Source organism: Parabacteroides massiliensis (assembly GCF_900155425.1).
Classification (GTDB): domain Bacteria; phylum Bacteroidota; class Bacteroidia; order Bacteroidales; family Tannerellaceae; genus Parabacteroides; species Parabacteroides massiliensis.
Genome location: NZ_LT700192.1, coordinates 414,391 through 433,526, shown reverse-complemented (window position 1 = coordinate 433,526; position 19,136 = coordinate 414,391). Strand labels below are relative to the sequence as shown.

Here is a 19,136-nt window from a genome sequence, read left to right as displayed (position 1 = left end):
TTTGTTCAGCGGTTTCCCTTTTTAGGACACGATCACGCGAAATGTCGGATGAACCAGAAAGAACCTATTCCACAAACAAAAAAAGCCGCCGGGATTTCCCAACGGCTGGTTATTCTTCCTATCTCAAGAACGCCCAATAATTTTCCGGTGTAATGACTTCATAAGTCGAACTTGGGTAAGAACTGGCAAATACTTTCGGCTGGCTGCTCCTTGCCTTTCCGTTCCATTTGAACTCGAATGTATGCAACATACCGTCCTGTTCCTCAATCAAGTCGATTTCCTGCTGCTCATGGGTACGCCAAAAGAACAGTTGCGCATAGTTGCCGGAATAGGCGTTTCGTTTCACACGTTCGCTCACCATGAGGTTCTCCCATAACGCACCAACATCATTCCTTAGCTCCAACGGAGCGAAATTGGAAAGGACGGCATTTCTCACCCCATTATCATAGAAATAGACCTTCTTGCCCTTCTTTATCTCATTCCTAAGATTCCGGCTGAAAGAATCCAAACGGAAAACAACGAAGCACTTCTCCAACAGATTTATATACGTTTCAACCGTACCCCGATCAACCCCCAACAGGTTGCTTAGCTCATTATAAGAAACTTCGCTGCTCAACTGTAAAGCCAATGCCCTTACCAGCTTTTGGATCAGTTCCGGTTTCTTTATACCCTTGTAAGCAAACAAATCTTTGTAAAGGTAATTATTGGTAAGTGTCATCAACGTGCGTTTCGCATCACCCGGCTCCGTTACGACCTCCGGATAAAGCCCATAAATCATCCGGTTTTCCAACAATCTGTTTTCCTCCCTTTCCGAACTATACAAAGCGAGTTCCGGCAGCGAGAACGGGAATAGGTTGTACTCGATAAGTCGCCCAGTCGCTGGCTCGTTTATCTCGTCTGCCATATCGAGCGATGAAGAACCTGTAACAACCACTTGTGTTTCCAACTTCAAATCCCCAATCATTTTCAATGTCAGCCCGACATTCTTCACCCGTTGCGCTTCATCTATGAAAACCAACTCATAAGACGATAAAAGCTGCTTTAGCTCGGTGGTAGTCTTTCCCTCCAAAGCCAACACATCATCCACATTGTCACAATTCAATGAAAGCACCCTGTCTTTCCCCTTGCAAAGTTCAGAAAGAAGCGTAGTCTTACCTACCTGCCTCGCACCAAGTAAAACGATTACCTTTCTACGTTTGTAATCGCTTAAAATAGAATCCTTTATTATACGGTTTATCATACCTGTTTTCTTGCAAAGATACGAAAAAAGGATTTGTAACCGCAAAATTCAGCCGAAATTATAGAATACAACCGCAAAATTCAGCCGAAATTATAGAATACAACCGCAAAAAAATATTATCTTTGATTCCACATGTAAGATAATTGTGTTACCTTTATATCAAAAATGATACCTAAATATGTTTTTTCTCTATGAAAAGGTTATATGATACATATACAATATACGAATTTTCAGATGAATGTATTGTTAAGGAAATCTGCAAGAGAGTTAAGGCTATAAGACTTAGTTGTTGTTTTTCTCAGCAAGAATTTGCGGATAAGGCAGGAGTATCTATCGTTACTATTAAGAGAATAGAATCTTGCAAAGTAAGTGATATTGCCCTAAGTACATTGCTTAAGATTTTGCGTATAAGTGGAACTCTTGAAGGCGTTGTCGATTTGGTACCGGAACTTCCAGACTCCCCTTTCCTTATCAATGAAGAAACAGGTAAGAAAATACAAAGAATTAACAGTAAACGTAAGATGGTATGAAGAAAGAGCCAATTATAGTGAATGTATATCTGTGGGGAACTTGTATTGGCAAATTGAATTGGGACTTTGAAAAGCATTGTTCTGTATTCCAATTTACGGATGAGTATAGGAAACAAGATTATGATATATGTCCTTCCACACATCCTAAGAGAATCCCTTTGTTTGCGTCTTTCTATGGGAATAAAGATAAATTATATCAAGGGCTTCCGGAATTTCTTGCAGATGCGCTTCCTGACAAATGGGGGGCTTCCCTATTTGACCAATGGCTCACGGATAACAATATAAAGGTTACGGAATCATTGCCTCTATTGAAGCTCTCTTATATTGGCAAGAGGGCTATGGGAGCATTGGAATTTGAACCGGAATTTAATGATGATGCCATCCATGAGTCAGTAAACATGTCATCATTGGCAACTTTGGCTTCTAAAATATATAATGATCGAGATGCTGCTGTCATATCACCGGAGGATAGCCTCACGATGAAGAAGTTAATATATCTCGGAACTTCTGCCGGTGGCATGCGCCCGAAGGCGGTGATTGCCTATAACCTCGAAACGGAAGAGTTCCGTTCCGGCCAGGTGGATTTGCCTGAAAATTTTAAGCAGTATATCATAAAATTTAAAGAAGCAGATGACTCTCCTACCACAGAGATAGAAATGGTATATAGCGAAATGGCAAAGGTGGCAGGAATCAACATGATGCCATGCTTTCTGAAAGAGATTGATGGAAGAAATCATTTCGTAACGGAAAGATTTGATAGCAAGGATGGAGACAAGATTCTTAGCCAGACCCTTGCGGCCATTATGCCAGGTGCAGATGATTATATGAAGCTATGTTGGCTGGCAGAGACTCTGAAACTTCCCCAGGAAGACAAAGACCAGATATTTATCAGAATGGTATTTAATTATGTCGCAGGTATATCTGATGACCATAATAAGAACATATCGTTTATCATGGATAAGACAGGGAGGTGGCGTTTATCACCTGCATATGATGTAATGTTCACGGCAAATACATGGGAAAATTCTTCTGCACATATTCATTCTATGGGTGTGATGGGCAAGAGATCGGCCTTGGCCACAAGTGATTTTGTCAATTTCGCCGAGGATTTTGTGGAAAATCCTAAAAAGAAGATATTACAGGTGTTCGATGCTGTAAGCAAATTTCAATCATTGTGCGTCACGTATGGCATAGATAAAGCCATATCTGATAAAATCCAACATGTATTGGATGGATTGGCACTGAGGGGGAGTAAATTAAACTGTGTCATTGTTTTGTTTTTTCTTTTGGCCAGTAAAATATCATTTCATATCGAATTTATATTCAGATATTTATCCGAAAGTAAAATTATGGTTTATCTGATAGATTAGAAACTGACACAGTTCAAATTACGACCTCGTCACTGATGATTTGAACTTGTTGCAATTAAGTTAAAGCTGGTGAATTATGCCTCTTCTCCCTCCTTTTTCCTATTTATTTTGTTGCCGTGGTTGTTGTCATTCTGGATTGGATGATTCTTTTTCCTGATTAAAATATTCCTCTGCGGCTGTTTTTAGATCCATGCTGATAAGTTCCCACGCATATCCTCTATAACAATCTATCCCTTCAGGGCACTCTTTGACATCGAAAATTCTTTCAAATCCGGTTTCTATGTCTTTTTTCGTAAAGCTCCATTCATCACGCATCATTGCCCATTCTGTCATTTCTTTCAGGCTGTACATGTTGCAAAGTTCGTAAATGTCCCAAAAGTCTTTTTGTCTGGGTTCGTCTTGAGTAATTGCTTTAATTTTCATCGCTGCAATCTCTCTTATATCCGCAAGCCTGATGCCGTCTGTATATTTGATGGGGAAGATAAAGTTTTCCGTGTAGAAGAGGTCTACCTTTATGCAATCAGCTGGAGATTCACCGATACGGACAGAATATCCCAAAGCTGGTTGGTCTAAACTGTTCAAATTTTCTGAATATGGGAAATTTTCTTGTAAGAAAACTTTTATAGCGGTGGTATCCATACTTCCATAGTCTATTGCTGTAAATAAGTCTATATCTATGGAACGTCTGTGTCCTATTTGAAGGCTTAGGCATGTTCCACCAACCAAGTTGAAATCCTTGAAAACATCAGATTGCAGAATTGTTTTCAAGCAGTGGACTAACTGGGGAGATACAGTTTCATAATGAAGTTTCATTGTACAAATTTTTTAAAGTTTCTTTCTCTTGCCTCTTCCTTCCATTTACTGCTTATTCTCTGCAATACAGCCTGTATAGTTTCTTTGCCGTAAAACCGGATGGCTTCCTCTATTTCCTGATTATTGCCGTATTCAAATATGCGCTGAATGACCCATTCCTTATTTTTCGTCCAGTTAATCCTTTCAATTCTCGTGTCCCAAAATAATGCCTTGCTGAATTTCGACAAGTCAGGGTGTTTTTCCTGTTCTCTTTTTGTCAGATAAGCATAAACTTCATAATTGGCTTGTATCTTATAGAAATAGCCTTCAATACCTATTTTCAATGCTTTTTCTATGGAAATGGACTGCTGAACCGTGAAATCCCTTGTACCTTTGATTAGTTCACTGATTCTTTGTGGATATATGCCTGCCTCAATGGACAGTTGCTTTCTGGTCATTTTGGCTTTTCTCAAAATATGCTCCAAAACTTTTCCGGCAGGTGTCCTTTCTGATTTGATATATTCCTCGTACATACTGCTTTATCGTTTAGATTTTCAAGTGCAAATATACATTCTTTTGCGATAATAACCAAATTTGGTTATTTATTTTCGGATTGATTTAGATAGACTTTTTTATCCATTCTGGTAATATCTTCCGAAAAAATTATCTTTTGAAAAATATTAAACTGATTTTGTGCCCCATTGAAATATTTTTGCGCAACATACACTACAGGTTAATTTTTTTTTATAATTGCACTTGTTTGTTGATTCTACAAACGATTACATATTGATTGCTTCGAGATATGAGCAGGGATTTGTGAAAAAGTGTTTGTATGAGTTTGGGGAACATTCGTTTGATTTTTTAATAAGTTTCAGAAATTGTACATATGAAATATATAAAATCACTAGTGTCCCATTAAAATTGGGACGTTATTAAAAATCAAATAAACTTGGTCCATCAGGTCCAAATCGTTCTTTGTCATTTTGAAATTTAGTTTTGTCAAAGAGGTCTCGAAGAGGCGTTTTATCGGTCAGCGAGATGCTCAATATCTGAAGAACTTCATATGTACTTCTATCCAATTGCATGTCGTGTTGAACGATTGCCACCAGACAGTAGGTACATATAGCAGCATAGATTTGTATTCGAACGGCATTTTCGGTAGTTCCCCAGAACTTTTTAATTTTGAGGTGCTGCTTTAGCCATTTGAAAAACAGCTCCACTTGCCAGCGATTCTTGTAAAGTTCGGCAACTTGAAGAGGGGAAATGTGTGTTGCATTCGTTAAGAAAACAAACTCACGGTTCTGTTCTTCATCCCAATATCTGACCAAACGAAGCGGCTCAGGATAGTATTGCTTCGGATAAAATCCAGTCACCCCGATAGCCATATCCGATAGTACATTTTTGGGCATCCTTCGCTTCCACTTGATAGGCTTGTATTGAAGATTCTTCTTGGCTCTGACAACAAATAGGCACCTATCTGATAATTCTATACAACATCTTGAAGTTGTTGTAAGCACGGTCAAAGATATAGTAGGAACCAGACTCATAGGGAATTTCATTCATAACCTTTGAATCATGTACGGAAGCTTCGGTGATATGGAAGAATGCCGGTATCTGCGTTTCCACATCGTACAATGTATGTACTTTGATGCCACCTTTCTTCTTACGAAACTTTGCCCACCAAAACACGGAAAGGCATAAATCAATTGTTGTTGAATCAAAGGCATAAACGTTTCCTCCGAGTTTGAATATATCGGTAACACGCTTCTGCCTTGCTTCATTTACCAAGTAGTAGGCATATTCCTCAAAAATGTGATAGTCCCTGTCTTGATTGGCTCTCGCCAAGGATGATCTTGAGACATTCCGACCCATCCCTAAATGATAGCATTTCGAATGGTGAGCATCAAGAGCGACAATCAAGTCTCGCAGACTCTCACGATTGGAGAGCTGGCCAAACATCAAAGAAAGCAGTTGATTCCAGCAAGTGAAATGCTTCACATACTTGTCTCCATCATGCTTACGAACGATGTAGTTGAACTTATTTCTATTTAAGAAGACTATCAGTTGAGAGAAGACGAATTTATCCTTATGCATATGCCAGCCTATTTTAGGCCGCAAAGATGAGAATTGAAATCCGTTTAATCGAAAAATCTCCGTAACTAACTATATTTCAAATATTTCAAAGAGCAATTTTAGATTTTAATGGGACAGCAATGATATAAAATATAAAATAGGTCAGGAATATGATGTCGTTCGTGAGGATTCTAGATTTGAAGATTCTATATTCTCCGATCAATATGAGCAAGCATTATCGTTGGTTGATAGGTATTGGGGCGATAAAGAAAATCGAACATTGAAATGTGTTTGGTTTTGTGGGGAAAGAGGGGAAGGAAAAACTTCTTGTATGCAAACGGTTTTGGATATATTGAAAAATAGGTGTTCTGATACATGTTCACAATATTTAGAGAATATCGGAGTCAACAGTCTGAAAAAGAGAAAAATTGAAATCTTAGATATCATAGATCCTTCATTCTTTGATAAATGTCACAATGTGTTGGAACTGGTTATAGGCAAGTTATATCTGAAATACATTCAAGCGAAGAAGGATAGCGGAAGTTTAGATAGGGATTTGAATCGAAAATTGATAGAACAATTTCAAAAAGTTAGACAATGTTTGGGTATATTGCTACGCGAAAGGGAAAAGGGTATAGACAATCTGGAGAGTTTGGATGTATTGGCCGCTGGGCTGGAGCTTAGGAAACACATAGAAGAGGCTGTAAATTTATATTTGCGATTCAGTGAAAAAGAGGTGGTTATTATTCCAATAGACGATGTAGACTTGAATATGGAACATGCTTATGAGATGTGCGAACAAATAAGGAAGTTCTTAACCATACCTAACTGCATTGTATTTGTTTCGGTAAAGGTGTCGCAATTGAGAGATGCGGTGGCATTGGCAAAAAAAAGCGGTCTTTCTCATGTGGATGGAAAGGTTGTAGAAGGATTGGTGGATGATAATGAGATATATGAAATGGCTAAGAAATATATATCCAAACTGATGCCGGTAGCCAGTCGTGTAAATATGCCTAAAACTTATTCCATTGCAGAGGGACCTCTTTTCATAGAAGGGAATGATAATCAAGAAGAATGGCTAAGTGTAGTGGAGGCTGGTACGTATATCCCGCTTAAACAGCGTGTCATGGAACTGATATTTTCACGCACCCGCTATTTGTTCTATAATAGTCGTGGACTTGTGTCTCCTATTATTCCCAATAATCTGAGGGAGTTGATGAACCTAATAGGGTTGCTGGTTTCGATGAAGCCAATCAAAGATTCCACTAATCCGGAAGAGGAAAAAGATTTACGTAATAACAAACAATGGTTCAAGACCTATTTCCATACGATATGGAATGCCCGATTCTCTAAAGAAATACAGGAAAAACTATCAAGGATAGTTTTCAATGAAAATGGAACTTATTTAAATAAGGAAATAGTGGAGGTTTTGGGACAAAAAATCCTTAAGGGATTGAATGATAGGGATTATGAGCAAATAGATTTCGATGAAATAGAAGGGGAAGGAAAGAGTAATTCGGAAAGTAAAACTGATACGGACACACAGTTTTTGGTGAAAAGTATTATTAGTTCATTGAATTTTGGTTATAATCTTTCTTGTGGTGATGTGCTTTATATCATTTCTCTGTTAGAGAAAGAATACCTATCGGAAGAGGACTCTGCTTTATTGTTCTATTTGGAGAGTTTGCTTTCAATGAGGCTTTATGAGGCTTATGAATCTATCACTGAAACACCAGGAAATATTTTTCCGAAAAATAGAGAAGACGAGAAAGAAATCAGTAGAATTGATAGCCGTTTTATACATACCAATGCGTTGCAAAGATTGGTGGGAGGAAGCTATTTTACGTATATTCCTGGAGAATTGTTGCCAAAGAGTAATAAGCAGACTTTTGATCTTCGAGTGATTGATGGCAAGTCGCTTATAGCGCAAATGAGAAAATTGAAGGAGGAATGGGATGAAATCAGTTCTTTAGAAGATAATGACAAAGAAAAGAAAAAAGAGAAGGGGGATAAAGAAAAGGAATTTGCGAAAGATTTTAATCTTATTGAATTTTTTATTTGGACGATACGTTATCCGGTACGTTCAAAGGAGAAGATGGATATATTAAAAGCTGGAGACTTAGTACGAAAAAATGTGGTTCCTGCTTATTTGTCACAATTTACCGACAAGACAGGCTTTTTCCTATTTGATATACTTGCACCGTTTTATAATGTAGTAAATCCTGAGTTTGCATACAAAAGGTTTAATGGTATTTTTGATGGTGTTTATGAGGTCGCTCAAAAATTGTCAGAATCCATGTTGAACCGAATGCTAAAAGAGTGTAATAATAGGTCGGATTATAAGTTTTTGGAAAAAAGAGAACAAAATTTCCACAAATTTCTTTCTGATGGAGTACTTCGGAATGTGGAAATCATCTCTTCGCTTTTTGAGAATGCAAGAAGTTATAGGAATGTAAGCAAGCAGAAGGTCTCTTATGAAGTAATGGGCAAATTCTACAAGACTATTCAAAACAGTGGGAAGGCAATTTATGGAATAGATGATGAAAACGAACGTTACAAGATAAAGTTTAATTTCATTAAACCATTGGAGACATTTTTAGAGAAGGTTGAGAATTCAAGACAGAAAGATGTGTTTGAGGCTGTGTTTACTATAGATAAAAAGGAGCCTACTAATGAAAACCGAATTCCAGAATGGAATGAATTGTCAAAGTTGTTGAGTAAAGTAAAAAAAAGAGATAAAATAAGAGAAAACCTACGAGAGCATCCTTATTTTGCTTCATGGGCAGATAAAGATTTGAAAGGTATTTACCCAGACGGGGAAAATATAAAAACTATGAAAGAAAAGGAAACTTTGTATAATCAGTGGAAAGAAAGACATATGGCAAAATCGCAACATGCGGAGCAGTCACAGCAGCCACAGGAAGAACAACAGGAAAATGAACCAGTAGTAGCGGTTGATGCGATGCCGGAGGGAGAGGTTGTGAATAATCCTGAACCTGCCGAAAATAGAGTTGAAAATCAAGAATAAGTAATATGTTTGATTGGTAAATTGTATCTAAACAATCATGGATTTATTAAGAGCGACGATAAAGAGTATATTCTATGATTTTCCACTGAACCTTGTGGCCGAAAAGATTAGTAATCCGGAAAGCGAGGGCGAATTATTGGATTATGTGGTGGAGATTGTAAAACGCGAGGAACAGGCATTTTCGCATACTGAAATCTGTCTATTGAAAAATGTGCTTAAAGATGTTTGGCTTCACGATGGAGGAAAAGATAAACCTCAGATTTTTCCTTTCTTAAATCGTTGTCTGTTGATATTGAACCATTTTTCCAAGGATATGCTAACAATGAAAGGTGTGTCTCCATTGGTTCAATTCAAGTATTTGCTTCGGTGGCGTGAATTGTCTCTCTATATAGGGGAAGATAATTTGATAATTCCCTATTTGGCTGAGCAGGATTTAAATCGAGGGTATGTACGTTCTTCTTTTATATGGCCAACGATTATAGACCATGATAATTTTCGGATTAATGCGATATTGGACCAAGAACTTTCGGATACACATACGCATATCAATGCGGCATTGGATGTTTTTGAGTTCAATTGGTTGGGATTAATGAATTATCCGGAACTGGTGAACTTACCCAAAGGAAATGAATTTCTTTCTACTGGGTTCAAACAAGAGTATGATTCGATTAGTCTGTTTTCCGAGATAAACCTGTCTTTGAACGAGTAGGTGAAAATAGCAGCATTCATTCGTGTCTGCTTGTATGATTTGTGTTATGATTCGGAGGAAGGGATTGATAGTCGAATCTGTTCTTTAGGAAAGCTGTTTTATGAGAAGGAATTTTTGGAAGAACAGTTCAATGAAACAAAACATCGAATCAATATACTTCGTGTGGATGCAGCTCCTTCTGTGAATGGATACAAGCCGGATTATGCGATTAGAAATAAGGATTTGGAGATTATGGGAATGCCGAATGAGGAAATGCAGAGTCCGTATGCTATACATCAAGGAGAACGAAAAATATTATATCACTTTTACCGGAGATTCTTAGATGAAGGAGATGAACGAGTTTATGCTCCGTATGTATTCTTGTATTTGCTGATAAAGAGTAAAATTAGACGTGAATTTGCACAAACTAATTCATTGATAGGTTTTGAGAACTTTCGTAAGCATTCGGTAAACCACGTATTTTTGTCTCAAACTTCCGTCATAAACTTTACGTCCAAAAAGCAAAGTTATGATGACACGAGAAGAAGTAGTAGAGATAATGAACTACTGCAAAGAGCACAAAGTGACTTATAAGTCAAGATTAGAGGAACTCAATATCCCTGTATGGCGGTTTTATGACAGCAAATCCCGTTATGCCGCCGAGCAATCATCGGGTAAATCGGTCCAAGGTGGAGGTCGTAATTTGAACTGTGTCAGTTTCTAATCTATCAGATAAACCATAATTTTACTTTCGGATAAATATCTGAATATAAATTCGATATGAAATGATATTTTACTGGCCAAAAGAAAAAACAAAACAATGACACAGTTTAATTTACTCCCCCCCAAGGTGAGTTTATCGAGCTTCCCCACAGGGGATCTTTTGTTCCGGTTCCTTCATTTGCCGGAACAAGCGGACGGAAACAGAAAAGTACACCGGGCACGCCAAGCGGATTGAAAGAGATAGAAATACGTACACCGGCCGGTGGTGCCATACGCATTTGCGGTGAGCTAAATGAAAAGGAACTGTTTTCAATCATCCGGGCCTGCAGCCATGTTCAGCCTTAATGACAGTATGCGCTATCTGTTGTATAATCGCCCGACTGATATGCGCAAAAGCTTTCATACTCTCAGCGGTATCATCACCGACGCCATGGGTCAGGATCCCTGCAACGGCAATGTGTATATCTTCATAAACCGTGCCCGTGATCGCATAAAGCTCCTGCATTGGGAGCCGGGCGGCATGGTGTTGTATTCCAAACTTCTGGAAGCCGGTACCTTAGGTAAACCTCATTCTGCCAACGAGAATGAGGTCTGTACAAATATAGAATGGCGGGAACTTGTCATGATTGTGGAGGGTATCATGGAAGCCCGCGACTCCCGTCGCACGAGACTTGAAAACCTGCAGAAACTTCGAAAATAGTGCCGTTTTCTTACTCTGTTTGATTTTGTATGTCATTGGATTTTAGTATATTTACATTGTGAAACAATGAGATATAGATGCTTACGGAAGAACAGGAAAAAGCCTTATTGGAAGAGATTGAAATGCTTCGCCAGGATAAAGCGATGCTTATCAGCAGGGTTGCTTCGCTGGAGCAGTCGCTGTACTGGCTCCGGAAAAAAGTCTTCGGACGGATGAGCGAAAAAAATCTTCCGCTTGATCCCAACCAGCTTCTTCTGTTCTCAAAAGAAGAAATGTCCTCCATGGAAATATCCCGGATGGAGGAGGAAGTCCGCAAGAGCGATGAAGAAATCACTAGAACCATAAAAGTCAAGGAGAAGCCGGCCCGCAAGCCATTGGATACATCTTCTCTTGCGGTAGAAGTTGTTGATCTTTACCCCGAAGGGACAACGGACGAGGAAGGCAGGCTTAAGGATGATTTCATTGAAATCGGAAAGGAAGAGAGTTCACGCCTGGAACGTGTCCCGGCAAAATTATATATCCTGAAGACCGTCCGTCACAAAGTGATAAGTAAATCCGATATGGAGAAATACCCCGAGGAAAGGCAGATTCTGATTCACCCTCTACCTCTTGTTCCGGTCAGCAAATGTATGGCAGGCTCCTCGGTCCTGACAGACATTATCATCGGCAAGTTCATGTATCATCTCCCGTTCTACCGGCTGATACAGCAGTATCGCGAATCAGGAATCAGCATAAGCGAATCTACCATGTGCGGATGGTATGAAATGGCGGTGGAGAAACTCAAGCTGCTATACAACCTGCTCAAACAGAAGATACTCTCCAGTGAGTATATACAAGTGGACGAGAGTGTCATTCCTGTTATGGACAATGAGAAACATAAAGCGAAAAAGGGGTATGAGTGGTGCGTACGCGACGGCATCACGGGGGACGTCATGTTCCATTATGACCGTGGCAGCCGTTCAGGCATGGTAGCCCGTGAACTGCTGGGATGCTACCGTGGCATTGTGCAATGTGACGGCTACGCAGCTTACGAACAGTTTGAGCAGATGAAAGGAATCACTCTGGTCGGCTGCTGGGCACATGTCAGAAGAAAATACGTGGATGCCCTGGAAGAGAACAGGACCCTGGCCACACAGGCAATACACTACATCGGAAAGTTGTACAAGATAGAATCTGATGCCAATCATGCAGGACTCATTACTGAAGAGCGTAAGGAAAAACGTATCCATGAGTCCTATCCGCTGATACTTGAATTTGAAAAATGGCTACAGGACACCTATCTTAGAGTGCTTCCTAAAAGCCGTATGGGTAAAGCCATCGAATATACGTACACGCTCCTTCCAAGACTTTCCAGATACGTAAACGACGGAAGAATAGAAATTGATGACAACCGCATAGAAAATGCCATAAGATCTTTGGCTTTGGGAAGAAAGAACTATCTGTTCTGTGGCAACGATGCATCCGCATACAGGGCTGCCATCGTGTACTCACTGATTGCCACCTGCAAATCAGCAGAAGTAGACCCTAGAATTTGGATGGAAGATGTCCTGAGCAAAATCCCATATTATGAGAGGGATAAGAAGAATATGGAAGAACTTCTACCACGTAATTGGACAAAATCCCATCAAACTTGTTCCGAATAGATACTATTAGTTCCGAAACGACTACGAATAGCACCGATTCGGAACTAATTCACAAAATTTGCAACGTGGTTTACCGAATGCTTACGAACTTTCAAAGGTATGAAAAGAACAAATTTATGTTCTGTCCTAATTTCTCAGAAAATAAAAAATATGAAACGGATCTCTTCTCTTTAGAAATCTACCCCTATTCGTTATCGTGGAGGAAGTCATAGGTTTCCCACCCACCCTTTCAGTGGAATGACTGTCCCCATTTCAAGATTTCTCATAGTCACTCGTACGCTCTGTGATTGTGTGAAATCCAGGAATGGGGAAGGCAAATGAGAGAGGCATATCCGGTCTGCTTTCGGATCTTCGGCCACGCCGAAACAACCTCTTTCCGGCAGCTATGCCACTCTCCTTTTATTTGCCCGGCAGTCTGTTTCTTACCCATATATCCCAGCCTTTTAGGGTCGTAGATAGGTAGTCGGATATTTCGCCGCCAAATCGGCAGTCCGCTTCAATCGTTTGCTTGCTTTTCTCCGAGTGGATGCCTTTCTGTTTTTCCGGTTGTATAATCTTCTTTTTCCGGAAACAGTTGTAGTGGCTGTGTGCCTGTATGGTTATGTTCTCCCCGCAGAATCCGCAAGTCTGTTCTTCCGTTGCAGCCTTTCATTTTATCGTGCAGTCACTTTTTCGATACGTGGAATATTGTATGCTTCATTCTTCGGCTTCATTTTTTTAAAGGAATTGCAGATGTTTCTTCCGGTATGTTGATAGGCGGCTGACCATATTCTCAGAATGTGCCATGCTTGCTGTCTGACCGGTTGTTTTTTGCATCCTTTCCAAACCTGTTGCTGATTTTCAAGTTTTGTCTTTTTCATATCATTTTTTAGTGAAGTCAAATCATTTTCCGTTGCAAATATAGATTGTTGCTAACCCCTTTTACGGGGATAAGGGGACGATTCACAAACACCACGTTGTTATTCGTCTGAAATCTTCCTTTTTTTGCCTTGCATAAAAAGCGTATTTAACCCGAATTATTTGCTGCCATCTTCACCAATAAAAAAGTTACAAATTTTCCTTTTTTCGGCAAGCATAAAAAGAGTATTTATATCTTTTTTCATGGTGTACCCCAAAGCCAACAATCAGTTATTGCACTGTAAAATTGATTAATTAACTTCTAAAAAAATCAGAGATATGAAAAAGATTGAAAATTCATTCGCAGTAACAGGTTTTATCGGTAAGGATGCAGAAATCCGTAGTTTTGAAACAGCAAGCGTAGCACGCTTTTCTATCGCAGTCAGCCGTGCAGACAAGACAGGTGAAGAAACCTCTTATGTTTCCGCTTTCATGGGGATTGAAGCCTGGAGAAAGAATGAAGCGCTGGATTCCTTTGATGTATTGAAAAAAGGTGAGCTGATTATCGTTGAAGGCTACTTTAAGCCGGAAGAATGGACGGATTCTAAAAGTGGGGAGAAGCGTAACCGCATCGTTATGGTAGCCACCAAGTTTTATCCGGCTCCGGAAAAAGAAGAAGAAAAACCGGATCAGCCTAAACAGAAGGCTGTCTCTAAAAAGAAAAAAGCAAGCAAATGATTGAAGCGGCCTGGTGCCGCTTTTTTTACTACATATCCGAGAGTGTCTTTGCGTTCACGCAGTCTTCTTCCCTACCCTCCCCTTCAGCGGAATGACTGTTCTCATTCCAAGTTTACCCTCAGTCAGTTGCTTTGCGGTTGATTTCGGATAAAGCTGAAAAGAGAAGTTCCAAACGTGGGCGGGATTGCAACCGTCATCATGTGGAGCTTCGGCATTGCCGAAACGACCTCCTTCTTCCGTATTGTAGCCCCTTCCTTTTACCGTTTGTCCCGGCAGTCCGTTGCTAACCTGTTCCCCCCTGCCACAAGTGGCACGGAGATAGGAATACGGCTTTGCAGGCAAAACCGTATGGTTTGTTTTACTTTCCGTACTGCCCTTTTCCTTGTTTTCTGCCTCCCTAATGTGCGCTTTTCATAGCTCCATCTGAGACCCTTTGTTTTTGAACGGCAAATTTATTTCGGTGGATGGATACGAAAGAGTTCCGGTCTTCGCCCTTTGTCCCGAAAAAAATAACGCCGGACGGCTTCGCTGTCTCCGACATTTTTTGTCGTCCAAAACTTTTCTTAATCCCTCCTTCCTTATTGATGCGTGCCGTAAAAAAAAGGCTCATAAACTCAGATGGGGCATGAAAGCTTAAAAAAAAAGTCGGCAGAAAGAAAAGGTCATCCCGGAAAGGGTTTAAAAAAAGGTCTTTAAATCTAGCTGAAGCATAAAATTAGAAGTTTAATAAACTAATTAACAGAAGTATATGCAAATCATTCAATTTGTTTTTTCGGTCATCATCGCTCTTTGTGCAGTGGCTATGTTTGTCGGAGCGGTAATAACGCCAAGCCCGATAAAGGTTGTGTCAGTTACGTTATTGGCTCTCATCTGCCTATTCTCCTTGTTCCTCGTGAAATTGGCTTATTGTGAAATGAAATCTAAAAATGATATACTATGAAAGTGTCAGAACAATTTAAAAGTACCATCAAGGCATACCTTGATAATATGGCAGAGGTGGATAGTCTGTTTGCTCCAGTCTATCAAAAAACTGCAAAGAATATAGATAATTGCATTACCTACATGTATAGTATAGTGAATAGGGGGGTGAATTCTAAGTCCTCTCCAAACAATATCTATAAAATCTTACCCAAGTTTACGAACATTAACGTATCCTTGGGTAAGTTTGTATATAGACATAACTACTCTTCAGAAGTGTATAGCTACTTCCTAAACCTAAGATATTTTCGAAGTTAAGGACCTTTTTATTATACGGCTAATGTTACAAATGGAGTCTGCCTTCGTATCACAGCAAAAGACCTTGCTATGATTTTGGCTCTTACAGCATTGATTACAGATGCTTTATGTTTCCCCTCTGCTATTTTCCTTTTATAGTATGCTTTCATCTGCGGATCCCAAGAGATGGCAGTAATAGCTGCCCGGGTAAGGTATACTTTTACTTCTTTGTTAGCCAATGAAGAAGTCTGCGTTTTTCCCCGTATGGAAATACCTGAAGTATGTTCAAATGGGGCGACCCCACAATAGCAGGCAAATTTCCTCGGGTTGTCAAATCTTTGAAAATTGTCAGTAACACACAGTAATACAATGGCATTGATAATTCCTATTCCTTTTATACTTCTTAATAGCAAGTAGTTTGTGTAAAGCGATGTACTGGCGGCTATTAGTTGCTCCATATCCTCTTCCACCTCCAGGATTCTTTCTTTTATCGACTTGAGCTGCTCTTCCAAAAAAGAAATGGATTCTGTCACATCAGCCAACTTAGCCATCCAGGAGAATGTTTCCAATAACTTTATGATTGATACTTTTTGCTTGACCAAATTGTCACGTATAATAATCCATCCCCGCAGTCTCACCAAGTCTTTGTCAGGCAATTTGTATAACTCCAGTTTTCGATAGTGTAATACCGCATAGTTCGCTATTCTTTTGGCGTCAATGCGGTCATTTTTGCCTCGTTGCAAGCCTATGGACTTCTTGATGGTCAACGGGCAAACCAAAGCCAGGGAAAATCCCATGGAGACACTGGAAACAGATAACTCTGTGACATAACTTCCCATGTTTTCAGCACAGAACAAGAGTTTGGATAAAGAGAGATGATAACCAGCTATCCAATCCAATAAAGATTGGATCCCAGTTGGAGTGTTATCAAAAGACTTGTGAGACAACTCTTTTTCGTCTGCGGACATTAATGATGCATCGAACACGGCTCTTTCATTTAAACTCGGAACAAACAGACAACCACTGATTATGTTGATTTTACATCAACAGAGACAGATGGCATTTAGTCTATGTTGTGTCAATAGCGACGTTTGGATGCTCCTAAATGCCTATCAGCCACAAACATTGAAATTTCAAAGCATTTTTAAATGAAAGAGCCGTGTGCATCGAAAGTTTTTTTCCCTACATCAAGACCTACAAAATGAGAATAATTCATAACTTTGTATTTACAGTATTAAACATGAAGGAGAAACAGCTAATACATTTATTAGGTCGTGAGCCTACAATTCTAACTGGCTAGGTTCTCCTATTAAGAGAGTTGCAGTCTGATTCAGCCTATAGTCATTTAAGACTAGTGTCAAAGTTAGTTCACTGCAACTCTACTTTTCAAATATACACTTATATTTTGTTGTGATATTTAATACTGCAAATGTAAATGTGTCAAAATTCCCCCTTTCTTTTTTATGTTGGCCAACATATAAAGTAAAGTCTAAAAAAATTGTTTTGTATAAAATAAAATTGTTCCTTTGCAAAGTCACTCGTTTTAAGAGATATTATAAGTAGAGAGTAACCAAGCAAAAGAAGCCTTGACTATACGGGATGTGTAGCTTGACAACTTATCGTGTCAGGCTTTTTTTGTAATATGGGATTGACAAGGATAAATAATAATATAATAATGACAGCCAAAACTTTAATTATGACGAGGAGCGTGTCCCATATTTTGGGCGCGCTCCTTTTGTAAAAGCCGGTATTCACACAGCAGTCTTATTCTTTTTATAAGATATGAAAATCAAGATAAATAACTTGATTTTCTATTGCAAGAACTTGCCCAAGTTCTGATATTTTTGTAATTTAGTGACAAATAAACGCTTACAAGATGCCAGAAAATTTACACTTCAGAAGTTATGATCCCGATCAAACGCTACTTTTTCCCCAGAGGATCGACCGGGATATCCCTAAGGATGATCCTGTACGTATCCTCAAGTCGGTTATCGAGAGCCTGGACCTGTCAGGTTTCAAGAAACTATACCATGAGCGTGGCCGCAGCCCTTATCATCCCAAAATGATGCTCATGGTAATCCTTTATAGTTACATGAATAACGTATACTCATGCCGAAAAATAGAGAAACTCCTATACCGGGACATCTATTATATCTGGCTGTCGGGATACCAGAAGCCTGACTTCGCTACCATCAACCGTTTCCGCAACCGTGTCAAGAATGAGATCGGACATATATTCACCCTCTTAGTGTTGATATTGGTAGAGAAAGGTTTTGTCACGCTTGAGGTCGAGTACCTTGACGGGACGAAGATAGAATCCAAGGCGAACAAGTATACCTTCGTATGGCGCAAGAGCGTGGAAAGGAACCGTGAGAAGCTGTTGGAGAAAATCCGTGTGTTACTCCAGCAGATCAACGAGCAGATGGCACAAGACAAGGCGGCCGATGTTGACACCTTGGAGCTTACCCCCCAGACATTGTGCGAGATCTCCAAGGAATTCAAGGAGGCACTCGGTTCGGCACCTGAGGCAAAGACAAAGGAAGAGAAGGCCGCGCAAAGAGGAAAGAACAAGATGTTCAAAGAATTGGAGAGGCATGGCGAGAAGCTAGCGGAATATAACAGCCGCCTGGAACAGATGGAAGGCCGCAATTCCATCTCCAAGACCGATCCCTCGGCCACCTTCATGCGCATGAAGGAAGACGCCATGTGTAATGGACAAACCAAGCCCGGCTACAATTTGCAGATATCCTCCGAGAACCAATTCATCACAGACTTCGCCCTCTTTCCGAACCCGACCGACACGCTGACCTTCATACCATTCCTTGGCTCTTTCCCGGGCCGTTACGGTCGTTTCCCAAAAAGGGTTGTCGCCGACTCCGGATACGGCTCGGAAGAGAACTACCGTTTCATGGACGAAGCCGGCATTGAGGGGTTCGTCAAATACAATCGTTTCCATTTGGAACACCGTCCCCGCTATAAACCTGACACCTTTCATCCCGACAGCCTCTATTATAATGAGGAAGAAGATTATTACATATGACCGATGGGGCAGCGCATGTCCCGGAGCGGTACGGTACAAACCCGGACGGAGGGCGGTTATATCTCCGAGAGCGCCTGTTATCGCGCCATACGATGCAAGGGGTGTCCCTTGCGCTGCCTCTGTTACAAGGCCAAGGCCAACCAGAGGACGATCAGGGTCAATCACCGGCTTAATGCCTATAAACGAAAGGCCTGTGAATTATTGACTTCAGAAGAAGGGATCAAGGAAAGGGGGAGGCGGTGCATTGAACCGGAGGCAGTCTTCGGACAGATGAAGTCCAATATGGCTTACCGCCGTTTCAGGCATATGGGAAAAGACAAGGTCCTGATGGATTTTACCTTCTTTGCCATAGCCTTCAATATAAAGAAACTATGTTCAATGATGAGAAAAATAGACAAAAAGGGAAGAAAAACGTCTTCTTATGGAAAATTCGTGATTATTTTTATTTGTTACATGCATAAACTGGAGATATGCCAGGATAAGTTTGAAAAAATGACGGCATAATCAAATTTATGGCTG

Annotated in this window: 17 protein-coding genes and 2 pseudogenes; 10 read left to right on the top strand and 9 right to left on the bottom strand. The window is 40.1% G+C overall.

The window, feature by feature from the left end:
- Positions 1 to 118: 118 nt before the first annotated feature.
- Positions 119 to 1,240 carry an ATP-binding protein gene (locus BQ9893_RS20660; RefSeq protein ID WP_075967776.1) on the bottom strand — a complete coding sequence of 374 codons (1,122 nt, stop codon included), beginning with the start codon at positions 1,238 to 1,240 and terminating at the stop codon, positions 119 to 121.
- Positions 1,241 to 1,431: 191 nt separating this feature from the next.
- Here BQ9893_RS20660 and BQ9893_RS20655 point away from each other — a divergent pair, with 191 nt between their 5' ends.
- Both BQ9893_RS20655 and BQ9893_RS20650 read left to right on the top strand, forming a co-directional pair.
- Positions 1,432 to 1,770, top strand: a complete 339-nt coding sequence (locus tag BQ9893_RS20655) for a helix-turn-helix domain-containing protein (protein WP_075967775.1) — start codon at positions 1,432 to 1,434, stop codon at positions 1,768 to 1,770.
- Positions 1,767 to 3,140, top strand: coding sequence for a type II toxin-antitoxin system HipA family toxin (locus BQ9893_RS20650; RefSeq protein ID WP_244155237.1), 1,374 nt, complete (start codon positions 1,767 to 1,769; stop codon positions 3,138 to 3,140). The genes BQ9893_RS20655 and BQ9893_RS20650 overlap by 4 nt, the downstream gene beginning before the upstream one ends.
- Positions 3,141 to 3,266: 126 nt before the next feature.
- Here BQ9893_RS20650 and BQ9893_RS20645 read toward each other — a convergent pair whose 3' ends face one another.
- The 3 genes and pseudogenes from BQ9893_RS20645 to BQ9893_RS20635 form a co-directional block, all read right to left on the bottom strand.
- Positions 3,267 to 3,953 carry a nucleotidyl transferase AbiEii/AbiGii toxin family protein gene (locus BQ9893_RS20645; protein ID WP_075967774.1) on the bottom strand — a complete coding sequence of 229 codons (687 nt, stop codon included), beginning with the start codon at positions 3,951 to 3,953 and terminating at the stop codon, positions 3,267 to 3,269.
- Positions 3,950 to 4,465, bottom strand: coding sequence for a helix-turn-helix transcriptional regulator (locus tag BQ9893_RS20640; RefSeq protein ID WP_075967773.1), 516 nt, complete (start codon positions 4,463 to 4,465; stop codon positions 3,950 to 3,952). Before BQ9893_RS20640 ends, BQ9893_RS20645 begins: the two co-directional genes overlap by 4 nt.
- 399 nt (positions 4,466 to 4,864) lie before the next feature.
- Positions 4,865 to 6,026, bottom strand: a pseudogene (locus BQ9893_RS20635) (IS4 family transposase).
- A 310-nt stretch (positions 6,027 to 6,336) separates the two neighbouring features.
- Between BQ9893_RS20635 and BQ9893_RS20630 the strand changes: the two are divergent.
- From BQ9893_RS20630 to BQ9893_RS21495, 3 genes are all read left to right on the top strand, one after another.
- A complete protein-coding gene (locus BQ9893_RS20630) occupies positions 6,337 to 9,033 on the top strand; it encodes a hypothetical protein (RefSeq protein ID WP_075967772.1) in 2,697 nt (898 codons plus the stop codon).
- Between the two features lie 37 nt (positions 9,034 to 9,070).
- Positions 9,071 to 9,742 (top strand): hypothetical protein, encoded by a 672-nt coding sequence (locus BQ9893_RS20625; protein WP_075967771.1) that lies wholly within the window; start codon positions 9,071 to 9,073, stop codon positions 9,740 to 9,742.
- Between the two features lie 508 nt (positions 9,743 to 10,250).
- Positions 10,251 to 10,445, top strand: a complete 195-nt coding sequence (locus BQ9893_RS21495) for a hypothetical protein (RefSeq protein WP_075967770.1) — start codon at positions 10,251 to 10,253, stop codon at positions 10,443 to 10,445.
- Between the two features lie 106 nt (positions 10,446 to 10,551).
- On the opposite strand, the gene BQ9893_RS21925 is transcribed toward BQ9893_RS21495, so the two are convergent.
- On the bottom strand, positions 10,552 to 10,716 hold the full coding sequence (locus BQ9893_RS21925) for a hypothetical protein (RefSeq protein WP_208610834.1): 165 nt from the start codon (positions 10,714 to 10,716) through the stop codon (positions 10,552 to 10,554).
- A gap of 20 nt (positions 10,717 to 10,736) precedes the next feature.
- On the opposite strand from BQ9893_RS21925, the gene tnpB reads away from it, so the two are divergent.
- Entirely contained in the window at positions 10,737 to 11,144 is a 408-nt protein-coding gene (tnpB, locus tag BQ9893_RS20615; protein WP_244155236.1) for an IS66 family insertion sequence element accessory protein TnpB, read from the top strand.
- 77 nt (positions 11,145 to 11,221) lie between these two features.
- On the top strand, positions 11,222 to 12,787 hold the full coding sequence (tnpC, locus tag BQ9893_RS20610; protein ID WP_075967768.1) for an IS66 family transposase: 1,566 nt from the start codon (positions 11,222 to 11,224) through the stop codon (positions 12,785 to 12,787).
- 268 nt (positions 12,788 to 13,055) lie between these two features.
- Here tnpC and BQ9893_RS21820 read toward each other — a convergent pair whose 3' ends face one another.
- Together BQ9893_RS21820 and BQ9893_RS20605 are read right to left on the bottom strand one after the other, a co-directional pair.
- Complete coding sequence (locus tag BQ9893_RS21820) at positions 13,056 to 13,217, bottom strand: hypothetical protein (RefSeq protein ID WP_167369902.1); 162 nt, start codon at positions 13,215 to 13,217, stop codon at positions 13,056 to 13,058.
- Between the two features lie 223 nt (positions 13,218 to 13,440).
- Entirely contained in the window at positions 13,441 to 13,647 is a 207-nt protein-coding gene (locus tag BQ9893_RS20605) for a hypothetical protein (protein WP_244155235.1), read from the bottom strand.
- Between the two features lie 316 nt (positions 13,648 to 13,963).
- On the opposite strand from BQ9893_RS20605, the gene BQ9893_RS20600 reads away from it, so the two are divergent.
- Positions 13,964 to 14,362 carry a single-stranded DNA-binding protein gene (locus tag BQ9893_RS20600; RefSeq protein WP_075967767.1) on the top strand — a complete coding sequence of 133 codons (399 nt, stop codon included), beginning with the start codon at positions 13,964 to 13,966 and terminating at the stop codon, positions 14,360 to 14,362.
- Positions 14,363 to 14,416: 54 nt separating this feature from the next.
- Here the strand turns inward: BQ9893_RS20600 and BQ9893_RS21815 are convergent, their stop codons facing one another.
- Complete coding sequence (locus BQ9893_RS21815; protein WP_167369889.1) at positions 14,417 to 14,704, bottom strand: hypothetical protein; 288 nt, start codon at positions 14,702 to 14,704, stop codon at positions 14,417 to 14,419.
- Between the two features lie 594 nt (positions 14,705 to 15,298).
- On the opposite strand from BQ9893_RS21815, the gene BQ9893_RS20585 reads away from it, so the two are divergent.
- On the top strand, positions 15,299 to 15,598 hold the full coding sequence (locus BQ9893_RS20585; RefSeq protein ID WP_075967765.1) for a Cas9 inhibitor AcrIIA9 family protein: 300 nt from the start codon (positions 15,299 to 15,301) through the stop codon (positions 15,596 to 15,598).
- Between the two features lie 11 nt (positions 15,599 to 15,609).
- On the opposite strand, the gene BQ9893_RS20580 is transcribed toward BQ9893_RS20585, so the two are convergent.
- Positions 15,610 to 16,563, bottom strand: coding sequence for a transposase (locus BQ9893_RS20580; RefSeq protein WP_244155234.1), 954 nt, complete (start codon positions 16,561 to 16,563; stop codon positions 15,610 to 15,612).
- An 890-nt stretch (positions 16,564 to 17,453) separates the two neighbouring features.
- On the opposite strand from BQ9893_RS20580, the pseudogene BQ9893_RS20575 reads away from it, so the two are divergent.
- Positions 17,454 to 19,113 (top strand): annotated as a pseudogene (locus BQ9893_RS20575) (IS1182 family transposase).
- Positions 19,114 to 19,136: the final 23 nt, after the last annotated feature.